General features: G+C 69.2%; 12 protein-coding genes and 1 riboswitch. Of the genes, 3 read left to right on the top strand and 9 right to left on the bottom strand.

The genetic code is table 11. The features are described from left to right. Positions 1-34: 34 nt before the first annotated feature. Positions 35-436: an OsmC family protein gene (locus OHZ10_RS23065; RefSeq protein WP_059237376.1), complete on the top strand. Its 402-nt coding sequence runs from the start codon at positions 35-37 to the stop codon at positions 434-436. A 104-nt stretch (positions 437-540) separates the two neighbouring features. Here OHZ10_RS23065 and OHZ10_RS23060 read toward each other — a convergent pair whose 3' ends face one another. Continuing rightward, entirely contained in the window at positions 541-1,422 is an 882-nt protein-coding gene (locus tag OHZ10_RS23060) for a Dyp-type peroxidase (protein WP_059237377.1), read from the bottom strand. Positions 1,423-1,906: 484 nt separating this feature from the next. Between OHZ10_RS23060 and OHZ10_RS23055 the strand changes: the two genes are divergently transcribed. Continuing rightward, positions 1,907-3,769: an ABC transporter ATP-binding protein gene (locus OHZ10_RS23055; protein WP_342705857.1), complete on the top strand. Its 1,863-nt coding sequence runs from the start codon at positions 1,907-1,909 to the stop codon at positions 3,767-3,769. A 207-nt stretch (positions 3,770-3,976) separates the two neighbouring features. Further along, on the top strand, positions 3,977-4,690 hold the full coding sequence (locus OHZ10_RS23050; RefSeq protein ID WP_174993113.1) for a riboflavin synthase subunit alpha: 714 nt from the start codon (positions 3,977-3,979) through the stop codon (positions 4,688-4,690). A gap of 14 nt (positions 4,691-4,704) precedes the next feature. On the opposite strand, the gene OHZ10_RS23045 is transcribed toward OHZ10_RS23050, so the two are convergent. The 8 genes from OHZ10_RS23045 to OHZ10_RS23010 form a co-directional block, all read right to left on the bottom strand. Then, on the bottom strand, positions 4,705-5,319 hold the full coding sequence (locus OHZ10_RS23045; protein ID WP_342705856.1) for a shikimate kinase: 615 nt from the start codon (positions 5,317-5,319) through the stop codon (positions 4,705-4,707). A gap of 49 nt (positions 5,320-5,368) precedes the next feature. Then, positions 5,369-6,610, bottom strand: a complete 1,242-nt coding sequence (locus OHZ10_RS23040) for a voltage-gated chloride channel family protein (protein ID WP_059237380.1) — start codon at positions 6,608-6,610, stop codon at positions 5,369-5,371. Positions 6,611-6,689: 79 nt separating this feature from the next. Further along, positions 6,690-6,795: riboswitch (Fluoride riboswitch) on the bottom strand. Between the two features lie 79 nt (positions 6,796-6,874). Then, positions 6,875-7,894: a chemotaxis response regulator protein-glutamate methylesterase gene (locus tag OHZ10_RS23035; RefSeq protein ID WP_059237381.1), complete on the bottom strand. Its 1,020-nt coding sequence runs from the start codon at positions 7,892-7,894 to the stop codon at positions 6,875-6,877. Next, positions 7,891-10,197: a hybrid sensor histidine kinase/response regulator gene (locus OHZ10_RS23030; RefSeq protein ID WP_059237382.1), complete on the bottom strand. Its 2,307-nt coding sequence runs from the start codon at positions 10,195-10,197 to the stop codon at positions 7,891-7,893. Before OHZ10_RS23030 ends, OHZ10_RS23035 begins: the two co-directional genes overlap by 4 nt. Further along, positions 10,194-10,895 carry a chemotaxis protein CheW gene (locus OHZ10_RS23025; protein ID WP_342705855.1) on the bottom strand — a complete coding sequence of 234 codons (702 nt, stop codon included), beginning with the start codon at positions 10,893-10,895 and terminating at the stop codon, positions 10,194-10,196. Before OHZ10_RS23025 ends, OHZ10_RS23030 begins: the two co-directional genes overlap by 4 nt. Before the next feature lie 46 nt (positions 10,896-10,941). Further along, positions 10,942-12,330 carry a CheR family methyltransferase gene (locus OHZ10_RS23020; protein WP_342705854.1) on the bottom strand — a complete coding sequence of 463 codons (1,389 nt, stop codon included), beginning with the start codon at positions 12,328-12,330 and terminating at the stop codon, positions 10,942-10,944. Further along, the gene (locus OHZ10_RS23015; protein ID WP_059237385.1) at positions 12,327-12,839 is read right to left on the bottom strand and encodes a chemotaxis protein CheW; all 513 of its coding nucleotides are present in this window, start codon (positions 12,837-12,839) and stop codon (positions 12,327-12,329) included. The genes OHZ10_RS23020 and OHZ10_RS23015 overlap by 4 nt, the downstream gene beginning before the upstream one ends. After that, positions 12,836-14,512 carry a methyl-accepting chemotaxis protein gene (locus OHZ10_RS23010; RefSeq protein WP_059237386.1) on the bottom strand — a complete coding sequence of 559 codons (1,677 nt, stop codon included), beginning with the start codon at positions 14,510-14,512 and terminating at the stop codon, positions 12,836-12,838. The genes OHZ10_RS23015 and OHZ10_RS23010 overlap by 4 nt, the downstream gene beginning before the upstream one ends. Positions 14,513-14,528: the final 16 nt, after the last annotated feature.

Here is a 14,528-nt window from a genome sequence, read left to right as displayed (position 1 = left end):
GCCCTCTTTCCTTCTTGCTCACCGGAGACTTGTCATGTCGCTCATCCACGCCGCCGCCGTCCTCGAGGCCGACGCGCCCGACTACGTCGTCCAGTTGCAGGCCGGCACGCACGCGCTGACCGGCGACGAAGCGCCGCGCGAAGGCGGCCAGGATCGCGGGCCCGCGCCGTACGAATTCGTGCTGGCCGGGCTCGCGCAATGCACGGCCGCGACGCTGCGCATGGTCATGCAGCGCAAGACGTGGCCGGCCGTGCGCATCGCCGTGCGCACCGAGCTGCATGCGGATCGCGAAGGCGTGCAATACGTGCGCCGCGTCGTCACGCTCGACGGCCCGCTCGACGACGCGCAACGCCAGCGTCTCGCGGAAATCTGCGAGAAGACGCCTGTGACGCAGTTCATCAAGCGCGGCACGCGGATCGAAACGACGTTGAACTGATACAGGCGGCAGGCGACAGGCGGCACGCGATCGCCGCCTGACATGCAAAACGGGCGGGCCGCGCATGATGCGCGACCCGCCCGTTCATCGATTCCGCGTGGCGCTTACAGGCCGAGCGCGGACAGATCCAGCTTGCCGCCCTTCATCGGCGGGCACCAGAAATACGCGCCCGTCAGCGGCCGCGTGAAGCGGAACAGGCCGTCGACGATCCCGTCGTCCGCACCGCTCATCCGGCGCATCTGCACGTCGAACGCGCGGAACGAGCAGCCGAACGCGACGAAGTAGAGGCCCGCGCGACGCGCATCCGACCACGGCGACGAACGGCGCAGCATGAACGCCTCGGGCTCGAAGCTTTCCTGCGCGGTGCGCTTCACGTGCGCGAACTCGGGTGCATCGTCGAGTTCCTCGTTGTCCGAGCGGCGGCGCCCGATGATGTTGTCCATGTCGCCCGACGGAATGCGTTCCATCTGGTCGAAGTCGTGCAGCCATTGCTGCACCGCGACGAAGCTCGCGCCGTCGAGCCCCGCGCCCTGCCCCGTCACGACCGCCGCAGCCACCGCGTCGTCGCCTTCCGGGTTCTCGGTGCCGTCTTCATAGCCGGACAGGTCGCGATCGTTCGAATAGCGGAACCCGTCGACGGCATCCTGCAGCGCGAATGCCGGCGCGAGCGCGCGTTCGATCGCCCGTGCGCGCAGCACGATCTCGCCGCGGTCGTCGGCGCGCAGCCAGACCCACACGTCGGCCGGCGTCGCCGGCAGCGTGCTGTCCTTCACCGCGAACGCCGGGAAGCCGGTCAGGCCCGGAACCGGGCGCCCGAGGTGCGCGGCCAGCGACTGTCCGAAACCGACGACCGTGTCGCGCCCGTCGACGATCTCGCGCAGCGCGGCCAGCGCCGCTGCCACATTGCCGTCATTCGATATCGTGAAAGTGAGGTATCGGGCTGCCGTGTCGATCGGAGCCAGGATGCCTTGCTGAACGTCGCTCATCGTTTCCTCAGGAATGGTTCGGAGTAAATCTGTACGGGCCGCATCGTCGCGCGCCGCGGACGCCGAAGTGTAATCGATGCGCGCGCCGGCCCGTACCCGCCGTGGCGGAACGCACGCGAAAAGGGGCCAAAACCCTGAATACTAACCGTATCGACGCCGCAACGTCGCATTCGTCAGACGTTGCAGCGCGCGTGACACTGCTGATAGAATCTTTACACGTCTTTTCGGCGTCCTTTCAACCGTTCACACTTCAGGGAGGTGCAGATGTTCCGAATGCCAGCAACCTTCCCGAACGTGGTCCCACGGCGCAGCTGATCCAGCCCGCCGTCCGCGCAGGCTCCCGAGTTTTCCGCTAACCCGTCAGCCGCGCTTTTCCCGACAGCCCGTTTCGTTCCGCCCGCGTCTTTCGCGCGGCCCGGCTGTTGCGTTTTCGACGTTCTCCGAACCGGAAAGTCCCGTCGCGCGATGCGCCGGGCAACGATACATGACCAGAAAAACCACCCATCTGGGCGGCCACGCATTCCAGGCCGTCTTCGGCTTCACCATTCGCTACTGGCGCAAGCAGCCGGCGCGCACCGCCACGGTCGCGAGCTTCGCGCTGCTCGCCGCGCTCGCCGATGTCCTCACGCCGCTGTTCGCCGGCCGCCTGATCGACGCGCTGTCGACCGGCCTGACCGACCGCGCCGCCGCCTGGCACGCGGCCCTCGTCGCGTTCGGCACGCTCGCCGCGCTCGGCATCGGCGCGACGATACTGCGCCAGGGCGTGTACCTGAACATCATCACGCTCACGCTGAAGATGATGAGCGAGATCGCCGCCGCGTCGTTCCACCGCGTGCAGCGTTTCTCGACCGACTGGCACGCGAACAGCTTCGCGGGTTCGACCGTGCGCAAGATCACGCGCGGGATCTGGGCGCTCGACCTGCTCAACGACACCGTGCTGATCGCGCTGCTGCCGTCGGTCACGATGCTGGTCGGCGCCACCGTGCTGCTCGGTTCGCACTGGCCCGTGATGGGGCTCGTCGTCGGCGCGGGTTCGCTGCTGTACATCGCGGTGACGGTCGCGGTGTCGCTCGGCATCGTCGCGCCGGCCGCACGGCTCGGCAACCTGTGGGATACGCGCATGGGCGGCGCGCTCGCCGACGCCGTGAGCTGCAATGCCGTGGTCAAGGCCTTCGGCGCGGAAACGCGCGAGGAAACGCGGCTCGCGCGCGTGATCGGCAAGTGGCGGCAGCGCACGCGCCGCACGTGGGTGCGCGGCACGTTCAACGGCGGGTTGCAGGGCGCGATGCTCGTCGCGATGCAGGCCGCGATGATCGGCGTCGCGCTGCGGCTGTGGGCGAACGACGAAGCGAGCGTGGGCGACATCGCGTTCGCGCTGACGATGTTCTTCATGCTGCAGGGTTACCTGCGCGACGTCGGCATGCACATCCGCAACCTGCAGCGCTCGGTGAACGACATGGAAGAACTCGTCGCGCTCGAGCGCCAGCCGCTCGGCATCGACGATCGCCCCGACGCACCGGCCATCCGGATCGGGCAAGGCGAGATCCGCTTCGAGCACGTGACGTTCCGCTACGGCAACCACCCGGTGCCGCTGTACGACGATTTCTCGATGCGGATCGCACCCGGCGAGCGCGTGGGTCTCGTCGGCCACTCGGGGTCGGGCAAGACGACGTTCATCAAGCTGATCCAGCGCCTGTACGACGTGTCGGGCGGCCGCATCACGATCGACTGCCAGGACATCGCACGCGTGCAGCAGGATTCGCTGCGCAGCCAGATCGCGATCGTCCAGCAGGAGCCCGTGCTGTTCCACCGCACGCTCGCGGAGAACATCGCCTATGCGCGCCCCGACGCGAGCCGCGCCGACATCGAGCGCGCCGCGCGTCTTGCCAGCGCGCACGACTTCATCGTCGCGCTGCCGGACGGCTATGACACGCTCGTCGGCGAACGCGGGATCAAGCTGTCGGGCGGCGAGCGCCAGCGGGTCGCGATCGCGCGTGCGTTCCTCGCCGATGCGCCGATCCTGATCCTCGACGAAGCGACGTCGAGCCTCGACAGCGAAAGCGAGCTGCTGATCCAGCAGGCAATGGAGCGGCTGATGGTCGGCCGCACGACGCTCGTGGTCGCGCACCGGCTGTCGACCGTGCGCGCGCTCGACCGGCTGCTCGTGCTCGATCGCGGCAAGGTGATCGAGGAAGGCAACCACGACGCGCTGATCCGCATCGACGGCGGCATCTACCGCCGGCTGTTCGAGCGGCAGGCGCTGGAGCTCGCGAAGGGGCTCGCGGATGCGCCGCGGCGCATGGCGAACGATGACGCCGGGCCGCTGGGGGAGCCGGCCGAGGCTTGACGCAAGTGCGTCGCGGCACGCGCCGGCGGTGCGGTCATCACCGCCGGCACGCGTCGATAAACGGATCCGGATCGAGGCCGTGCCAGGTGCACGGCCTTTTTTACGTCCGCGCGTCACGCCTGCAGCCCTGACGCCGCGCGCCACGACGTGCCCTTTTCCGGTATCCCTTATCATGTCGACCAGGAAATTTGCGACTAGGGATCGACCATGTTTACAGGAATTGTCCAGGGTGTTGCCACCATCAAGACCATCGCCGACCACGGGGAACTGAGAACCTTCAGCATCGAATTCCCGGAGCGGTTTACCGACGACATCGAGATCGGCGCCAGCGTGTCGGTCGACGGCGTCTGCCTGACGGTGACGACCATCCATTCGCCGGAGCTGATCGACTTCGACGTGATGCTGCCGAGCCTGCGGATCACGACGCTGGCCGATCTCGCGACGGGCGCGCACATCAACGTGGAGCGGGCCGCGAAGGACGGCGCGGAGATCGGCGGGCATCCGCTGTCCGGCCATGTCGACTTCACCGGGACCATCCGGCACATCGCGATGTCCGAACACAACCGGATGGTGCGCATCGGCGTGCCGGAAGCGTTCAAGCGATACGTGTTCGCGAAGGGCTATATCGCGATCAACGGCTGCAGCCTGACGGTGTCCGACGTCAACCGCGACGAAGGCTGGTTCGACGTCTGGCTGATCCCCGAAACGCGCCGCGCGACGACCTTCGATGCGAAGGGCGTCAACGACACGGTCAACATCGAGATCGAGCGCAGCACCCAGGTCGTCGTCGATACGATCCGGGAATCGGTCAAGGAAACGCTCGGCGAACTGAACGGCGTCGTCACCGCATTGCTGGCGGAAAAAGGCATCGATATCGAGGAACTGCTGGCGCGCCATGTTGCGCGCCTGCCGAAGCAGTAACGGATGCCGGCGTGCTAGGGCCTGTTCCACTCGCCCGCGACCGGACACGGATCGTCTTCATCCGATGACATCGACGCCACGATAAAGCGTTCGATGTCGGCCGCCACGCGCCCAGGTGTGCCGTCGCTCGCAAATCGCCTGCAGTTCAGGCGCATGAAGGCAGGGAACCGATCGCGGATCTTGCGCATCTCGTCCGCTTCATTCGCATTCAGATACGGCCGAGCCATTTGCCGGCCCACGATCAGTTTCACGCAGCGTTCGAGATCGAACGAAGGCAGCAGGAGCACGGTGAATCCGTCCTCCTCGATGCCGCGGCGAAGTGCCGGATAGGCCGGCGCGACATCGGCCGGATACAGCATGAAACCGGACGACACCGCGCAGATCGTGGGCGCCGACATGCCGCGTGCGAGTTGCTCGTACAGCCGGACGTTGTGCGACGCATACTCGGCATGGCCGCGATCGCGGATGAAATCGCCAATGTTCCCGTGCGCGGCCAGGAAGCACTGATCCACATCGACGAACCGCCAGTTCAGGCGCGCCGCGACAATCGCCCCGACCGTGGTCTTGCCGGCGCCGCCCGGCCCGATCAGATGTACCCGCAACGACACGCTCCCCGTCCGATATCGCATGCATCGCGCTCCCGGAGAAGCCGCAACGAATCCGCCTTCCGCGCCCGCCTCACTCCGCCTCGGCCTGCGCCCCCTTCCCCACCGCCACGCGCTGCGCGCGGTAAATCCCCGCGTGCCCCGAAAACAGGTACGCGACGACACACGCGACGATCGCATACACGCCGATATCCGCGCCGAACAGTTCGATCGCCATGATCGTCGACGCGATCGGCGTGTTCGCGGCGCCTGCGAACACCGCGACGAAGCCGAGCCCCGCGAGCACGGGCACCGGCAGCGCCAGCAGCTGGCCGAGCGCATTGCCGAGCGTCGCGCCGATGTAGAACAGCGGCGTCACTTCGCCGCCCTTGAACCCCGATGCGAGCGTGACGACCGTGAACGCGAACTTGCCCGCGAAATCGTAAAGCGGCAGCGGGCCGTGAAACGCGGCTTCGATCGTCGGGATGCCGAGGCCGAGATACTGCGGCACGTTCAGCACGGTGGCCGCCGCGGCGACCAGCAGGCCGCCGAGCACCGGCTGCAGCGGCGCATAGCGGATCACGCGGCGGAACCACGCGGTCAGCGCATGCGTCGCGAATGCGAACAGCCGCCCGGCCACACCGAACGCGATACCCGCGACGACCGTCACGGCCAGCCCCGTCGCCGACACGGCCGGCACGAACGGGATCGCATAGGCCGTGTGATGCACGCCCCACGCGCGGCACACGACGTCCGCGACGATCGCCGACGCAACGCAGGTCAGCAGCGCGTCGTACCGCACGCGCCCGATCGCGAGCACCTCGAGCCCGAACACGGCGCCCGCGAGCGGCGTGCCGAACACCGACGCGAAGCCGGCCGCGATGCCCCCCATCAGCAGCACGCGCCGGTGCTCGCGATCGAGACGGAACACGTGCGTGATGCGATCGGCGAGCGCGCCGCCCATCTGCACGGCCGTGCCTTCGCGGCCGGCCGAGCCGCCGAACAGGTGCGTGACGACGGTCGCGACGAGCACGAGCGGCCCCATGCGTTTCGGCACGAGCGCCTTCGGGTCGTGAATCTCGTCGATCAGCAGATTGTTGCCGCGGGCGACCGACTGGCCGAAGCGATGATAGATCCAGCCGGTGGCGAAACCGGCGGCCGGCAGCCCCCACAGCAGCCACGGATGCGCGACGCGCGTGCCGGTCGCCCAGTCGAGCGCAATCAGGAACAGCGCGGATGCCGTGCCGGCCAGCGCGCCGAGCAGGGCTGAAAGCGCGAGCCAGCGGCACACATAGCGCACGGTCGCGAAAAGATCGGCAGAAGTCGTGAAAAACATGATTTCCAGATTCGACAGAACATCAAAACCTGGGCGGCAGAATACCGCATGGACGGCCTGCGACCTCCTGAAGACCCAGGAACACGCAGGCATCATCAGCCGGGCAAACCGGCGGTTGAGGGCCGCACCGCGCGCGCAACGCGCCGGGAACGACCGCAGGGAGGCATGCCATCTCCGCAGGCGGCCATTGTACGCGACGCCGCGCAGCACGCGCAATGCGCGCGCCGGGGCGCCGCGAAACGCCGGCGCCCGCCCGCTGCGCCGTCAGTCGCGCGGCGCGAGCGCGATCCGCGAAATCAGGTGGGGCGCGATCCGCTCGAGCGGCAGGATCGCCGACGCCGCACCGATCGCCGCGGCCGCCTTCGGCATCCCGTAGACGGCACTGGTCGCCTCGTCCTGCGCAATCGTGTAGCAGCCCTTCGCACGCATCGCCTTCAGGCCGAGCGCGCCGTCGCGCCCCATGCCCGTCAGCAGCACGCCGAGCGCATCGCCCTGCCAGCCGTCCGCGACGCTGTTGAAGAACACGTCGATCGACGGCCGGTACGGCGTTTCGGCCGGATGCCGCGTGTAGCCGAGCACGCCGCGCGGCGACAGGGTCAGGTGATCGTTGGTCGCCGCGAGCAGCACTTCGCCCGCCTGCGGCACGCTGCCCTGCCGCGCGACGCGCACCGGCAGCCGCGTATAGCCGTCGAGCCATTCGGCCATGCCGTACGCAAACGCCTGGTCGACGTGCTGGACGATCACGATCGCGGCCGGAAAATCCTCCGGCAGCGCGCGCAGCAGCGCGGTGAGCGCGGTCGGCCCTCCCGCAGACGCGCCGATTGCGACGAGCGTCGGCTGGCCGCGCGCGGGCGTCGGCCCCGGCGGCACCAGCGCCGCGGTGCGGCTTTCGAGCAGCCGGCCAATCTGGTCGATCTTCGCGAGCAGTGCTTGCGGCGACGCGTCGGTCGACAACCCGAGCGCGAGCGTCGGCGTGTCGACCGCATCGAGCGCGCCGGCGCCCATCGCCTCGTAGACCGACGACGTGTTCGCGCTGACGCTCGCCGTCACGACCAGGATCGCGCACGGCGCACGCGCCATGATCCGGCGCGTCGCGGCGACGCCGTCGACCTTCGGCATCACGAGATCCATCAGGACGACATCGGGCGGATGCGCGACGCAGAAATCCACCGCCTCGTCGCCATCGGTCGCGACCCATAGCACGCGGTGGTCGGCACGCAGCGCAATCACGCGGCGCAGCGCCTCCACGGCCAGCGGCAAGTCGTTGACGATGCCGATGTTCATCCGCGCGAGTCTCCGATCAGGTCGTGCACGGCATCGAGCAGCGCCTCGTCGTGGAAGCTGCTCTTCGCGAGGTAGTAGTCGGCGCCGGCATCGAGCCCGCGGCGGCGATCCTCGTCGCGATCCTTGTACGACACGATCATCACCGGCACGCGCTTGAGCATCGGGTCGCCCTTGATCAGCGTGACGAGTTCGATCCCGTCCATGCGCGGCATGTCGACGTCGGTCACGACCAGATCGAACGCATCGCTGCGCACCGCGTTCCAGCCTTCCATCCCGTCGACCGCGACCGTCACGTCGTAACCGCGCTTTTCCAGCAGCTTGCGTTCGAGCTCGCGCACCGTCAGCGAATCGTCGACGACGAGCACGCGGCGGCGCCGGTCGGCCAGCGCAAGCTGCGGATCGCGCGTGAGCCGTGCGAGCTGCCCGCCGCGCACGAGCTTGTCGACCGAGCGGATCAGGTCCTCGACGTCGACGATCAGCACCGGGTCGCCGTTCTCGAGCAACGCGCCGGCCGCGATGTTCTGGATCTTGTGCAGGCGGCTGTCGAGCGGCTGCACGACGAGCATCCGCTCGCCGAGGAAGCGGTCGACCGCGACGCCGTACAGCTCGGGCTCGCCGCCGACGACCACGACCGCCGTGCTGGTGCGCGCGACGTCGGGCTCGCCCGCGTCGAGCAGCTGGTGCGCGGCGACGAGCCCCGCGCGCCGGCCGTCGAACGGGAAATGCGGCTGCCCTTCGAGCACGTCGATGTCGTCATGCGCGAGCTCGAGCGTGCGGCGCACATGCGCGAGCGGAAACGCGTACGGCTCGCCGCCGACTTCGACGAGCAGGCTGCGGATCACCGACAGCGTGAGCGGCAGTTGCAGCACGAAACGCATGCCCGCGCCCGGCTCGTTGAAGATCCGCACCGCGCCGCGCACGCCGCGCACCATCTCCTGCACCGCATCGAGGCCGACGCCGCGCCCCGACACGTCGGTCACCGCGTCGCGCATCGAAAAACCCGGCAGCAGCAGGAATTCGAGCAGCTCGGGATCGGACAGCCGCGCGGCCGTCTCGTCGTCGGTCAGGCGCTGGCGCACGACGGCTGCGCGCAGCGCGTCCATGTCGACGCCCGGCCCGTCGTCGATCACGCTGACGAGCAGCGAGCCGGCGCTGTGGCGCGCCTCGAGCGTGACGCTCGCCTCGGCCGGCTTGCCGCGCGCGTGCCGCGCGTCGGGCGAATCGACGCCGTGGTCGATCGCGTTGCGCAGCAGGTGGCCGAGCGGCGCGTCGAGCAGGTCGAGGATGTCGCGATCGACCTGCGTGCCTTCGCCGACGATCGAGAAACGCACCTGTTTGCCGAGCGAGCGCGCGAGATCGCGGACGATCCGCGGGTACGCGCGCGTCGCATCGCCGAACGGCCGCATCCGGCATTGCAGCGCCTCGTCGTACAGCTGCTCGGCGATATGCGTGCTGCGCCGCTCGAACCGGTCGAACTCGTCCATGCGCTCGGCGAGCGAACGCTGCAGGTCGTTGAGCATGTGCCGCACTTCGTTCATCGACGCGAGCATGCCGGCGTCGAGATCGTCGGCGAACTGTTCGTACATCAGGTCGAGCGAACGGGCCGCATCGCGCTGCGCCCGCTTCACGCGCAGCATCGATTCGGCGAACGGCTTGAGCCAGCGCGATTCGACCAGCGATTCGCCGGACAGGCTCAGCAACCGGTTCAGCGTATCGGCGCGCACGCGGCGCATCGCGCCGGCGCCCGCCACGCGGCCGGCCTGGGCCGGATCGGGCACCGCGCCCGACACGGCGAGCGGCGGCACGGTCGCGCTGGCCCCGACGGGTTCGTTCGCGGCGCCGTCGTGGTCGCGATACGACATGACCGGCGGCGGCACCGGCGGCACCGCGGAAGACGCCTGCATGGTCTGTGCGCCGTCGGCGCCCGTCAGCGCGGCCGCGAACACGTCGATCTCGGTCGGCGTGACGGGCTGCGCCTGCGGATCGCCGACGCGCACCAGCAAATCGACGCCGGCCAGCAGCACATCGACGTGCGTGGCCGTCAGCGAGATCGTGCCGGCCTGCGCAGCGACGAAGCACTCCTCCATCCGCCCCGCGATGTCGACGCCGAGCGGCACGCCGACGATGCGCGCGGCACCCTTCAGCGAATGCGCGGCGCGCATGCAGGCTTCGAGCGCGACGGAATCGGGCTCGCCCGATTCGAGCGCGAGCAGCCGCTCCGACAGCGCCTGGGTCTGCGTGCGCGTCTCTTCCCGATACAGCTCGAGCAGCGACAGGTGGCTCAGGTCGTCATCGCCGCTCATCGCATGCTCCGTGTGACGGCATCGAACAGACGATCGTCGTCGAGCAAGCCCACCGACTTGCCGCGCCACGACAGCACGCCGCGCGACAGGCCGGCGCTCGCGCGCCCGACCGTCGCCGGCACGGGCACCCAGTCGGATGCGCCGAAGCGCAGCACGCCCTCGACCTCGTCGACCGGAAACACAACCGGTTCGCCCTGGTGCGCGGCCACCAGCAGCCGCGTGAAACGGCCGTCGTCGCTGCCGCGCTTGCCGGCCTCGAGGCCGAGCAGCGCGCCGATCGAGATCGCGATGCGCAGCGTGCCGCGAATATTGACCACGCCGAGCACGGCCGAATTGCGGCGATGCGGCAGCGAATGCATCGGACGCGTGCCCGCGATCTCGCGCAGCACGCCGATCGGCAGTGCCAGCCATTCGTCGGCCACGCGGAACGCCAGCGCCGCGTGGCGCGTATCGCCGTCTTCGTCGCCCGCGCGTGTCGTGTCGAACGCGCTCATCCGGCGCGTGGCGGCGGCCATCTCGGCAGCGTCGAGCGGACGCTCGAGCAGCTTCGCCGCGTGAGACGCGTAGACCGGACAGTTCAGGCAGCGCTGGCAGTCGTTCAACCGCTTGCACGAGCGGTCGCCGCGCGTGCCGATCCGGTTCCAGCAATCGTCGACGTCGATCGTCGTGTCGTCAGTGGCAGCGGCGTCGCGGTTCATGAATTCCTCTGGTCATCGCGGTGTCGGTCCCTATCCCGTCGTCGTGTCAGCCGGCCGAGCGCCGCGCGCGCTCGAGCAGCCATTGCGCGCCCGCGCGATCGCCGCCGACGTCGAGCAGCGTCGCAAGATGCGTCAGCGCCTCGTGGTGCGTGGGCCGCAGGTACAGCGCCTTCCGGTAGAAGTCGCCCGCTTCCGCGGCACGCCCGCGCGCATCCGCAATCAATCCGTTCAGGTAGAACGCATCGGCATGCGGCCCGACGCGCGCCGAGAATTGCGCGAGCACGCGCTCGGCCTCGTCGAACGCGCCCGCATTCGCGAGCGCCTGCGCCTCTTCCAGCGTCGGCGCGACGTCTTCGGCAACCGGTGCTACCGGGTCGGCCGTCGCCACCGACAGGTCGGCCCGTGCATCGAATGCGGCCGTGCGCACGGCCGGCGGCGGCGCTGCGAACGGCTGACCCACGTCGCCGAGCCAGGCCGGCGGCGCGACGGCCAGCACCGGGCGCGTCGCCGCGAGCGGCGCGACCGTGAAGCGCTCCGCACACCGGTACGGCGCCACCGCCGACAGCGGCGCGACCGGCCGGGCCGCGCACGCATCGGCCGGCTCGCGCTGGAACGCGAACGCCAGCGGCACGCGCGCCGAGCGCATCCCGTGCCGCATCGCGACACCCGTTTCGGCCGGCCCGACGAACAGCGTGCCATCGTCGGCGAGACGCTCGTCGAGCGAGCGGATCACGCGATCCTGCGCGTCGCGGTCGAAGTAGATCAGCACATTGCGGCAGAACACGAAATCGTAGCGAATGCCCGTATCCGCGACCGGTTCGACAAGGTTTGCATGACTGAACTGCACGCACGCGCGCACGCGATCGTCGAGCAGCCAGCCGTCGCGGGTTGGCGTGAAGTAGCGCGAACGAAACTCCGTTGCGGTCCCGCGGAACGCATTGCGCCCGTAACAGCCGAGCCGCGCCTGCTCGATCGCGCGCGCGCTGAGGTCGATCGCGTCGATCGCGAAACTGGCCGGGTCGAGCCCGGCATCCAGCAACGCCATCGCCGCCGAGTACGGCTCCTCGCCCGTCGAGCACGGCGCGCTCAGCACGCGGATTACACGGCCGGGCAGCGCGGCAAGCCGTTCCGCGGCCAGCCGCGCGAGCGTCGCGAAGGCCTCGCGGTCGCGGAAGAACCATGTCTCCGGGACGACGAACAGTTCGATCAGCGCGCGCCGTTCGTCGGCCGATGCGTTGAGCTGCTGCCAGTACGCGTCGAGCGCTTCCGGCGTCACGGGCGGCCGCGCCGCCGACAGCAGGCGCTCGCCGTCCGCCTGCAGTGCGTGCACGCGATCCGTCAGCGCCCGCGTCAGAAAATCGTTGCCGAGCGAATCGGGGTCGATGCCGGTCTCGCGCAGCAGCCAGCCGCGAAATCGCGCTTCGGACTCTTTCATGCGGACTCCTCCCCGTGGCCCGGCAGGCCGTCGAACAGATACAGGCGCGCAACGTCGTCGACCAGGTCGGACACCGACACCTGCTGCACGACGCCGTCAGGCGTGTTCGCGACGAGCCCGAGCCAGCGCGTGCGTGCGGTCGAGACGCCGCTTGCGCGAAACGCCGCGCGATCGATCCGCATCGTCTGCGTCGCGCGTTCGACGATCAGGCCGAGCGTGCGCTCGCCGTCGGCCTCGCCCGCGCGATAGCGGACCATCACGAGCCGCGTCGAGCGCAGCGCATGCGCACGCCGCCCGAGCGCCAGCATCGGCACGTCGATCACCGGCACCGGCTGGCCGCCGCGCATCAGCAGCCCGGCGATCCAGTCGGGCGCGCCCGGCACGGCTTTCGTGACGGCGAGCGGCAGCACCTCCTCGATGCCGGCCGCGTCGAGCGCGTAACGCTCGCCGTCGAGCTCGAACATCAGGAACAGCGCATGGGCGCCGCCCTGCGGATCGGCGCGCGTCACGCGTCGACCTTGAAACGCGACACGCTGGTACGCAACTGGTTCGCCACCAGCGTCAGGTCGTCGATCGCCTGCGACGACTGGCGCAGCGACTCGGCCGTCTGCTGCGCAGCCTCCGACAGCTGCGACAGCGCCTGCGTGATCTGCTCGGCGCCGTTCGCCTGCGTCTGCATCCCTTCGTTGACCATCTGGAAGCGCGGCGCGAGCGTCTGCACCTCGGCGATGATCTGCGACAGCTGCCCGCCGACCTGCTGCACGTCGAGCATCCCGCGACGCACTTCCTCGGAGAACTTGTCCATCCCCATCACGCCCGCCGACACGGCCGACTGGATTTCCTTCACCGTCTGCTCGATGTCGTAGGTCGCGACGGCCGTCTGGTCGGCCAGGCGGCGGATCTCGGTGGCGACGACCGCGAAGCCGCGGCCGTACTCGCCGGCCTTCTCGGCCTCGATCGCCGCGTTCAGCGACAGCAGGTTGGTCTGGTCGGCCACCTTGGTGATCGTCGCGACCACCTGGTTGATGTTCAGCGCCTTCTCGTTGAGGATCGCGAGCTTCGCGTTCACCGAGCCGGCCGCATCCATCACGCTGCGCATCGTCTCGCCCATCCGCGTGAGCCCGCTCTGGCTCACGCCCGCGAGCGTCGCCGATTGCTCGGCCACGCCGGCCACCTCGTTCATCGTGCGCAGCAGGTCGCGCGACGTCGCGAAGATCTCGCGCGACGTCGCGCCGATTTCCGTCGTCGTCGCCGCCGTTTCATTCGCGGTCGCCTGCTGCTCGCGCGACGTCGCCGCGATCTCGGCCACCGACGTCGTCACCTGCAGCGAGGATTGCTGCGCGCGGGCGACGAGTTCGGTCAGCTCGTCGGCCATCCGGTTGAAGCCCGTCTCGAGCGTGCCGAATTCGTCGCGGCGGCGCAGGTCGAGGCGGCGCGTCAGGTTGCCGGTGCGCATCACGTCGTGCACTTCCACAAGGCGCGCCATCGGTACGGTGACCGAACGGTACAGCACGTAGCCCAGCCCGAGCGCGGTCAGCAGCACGAACGCGAGTGCGGTCGCGAGCACGACTTCGGTGTCCTGCACGGATTCGCGGATCATCTTCGCGGACTGTTCCGCGAACTTGCGGTTCTCCTGCACCAGCACGTTCGCGTTGCGCACGACCTCGGTCCATGCGGGCAGCGTTTTCGCGTACGCGGCGACGGCCTCCTCGCGCGACACACGGCTCTTCTGAACGGCTTCGTTCAGCAGCGGCACGTAGCGATCGTAGGCGCCGCGGAACGTCGCGAAGCGTTGCCGGTCGTCGTCGCGGAACGTCGTGCTCTGGTAGTCGACCGACAGCGACTCGATGTCCTTCAGCGCGTCGGAGATCTTCGCGAGATCGCGCTGCACGGTTTCGGACTCGGTGTCGACGAAGGTCGCCTGCTGCAGCAGCGTGAACGATTCGTTGACCGAACCGCGCAGCGACGACGCGAGGTAGACGCCGGGCAGCGAGTCGCGCTCGATGCTGACGGCTTCGCTGTTGATCGCGCGCAGTCGCTCGTACGACACGCCGGCTGTCACCAGCATCAGCACGAACAGCACGCCGAAGCTGAGCAGGATGCGATTGCCGAGCGTCAGCCGGGCAGCGCCGATCGTCGGATGCAGGCTTTCATTGGTCGCGCGGGGCGTCACGGTGGCCATGTTCGTTATGGGCTTT

This window comes from Burkholderia arboris (assembly GCF_038723655.1).
Classification (GTDB): domain Bacteria; phylum Pseudomonadota; class Gammaproteobacteria; order Burkholderiales; family Burkholderiaceae; genus Burkholderia; species Burkholderia arboris.
This window is presented reverse-complemented; position numbering and strand designations above follow the sequence as displayed.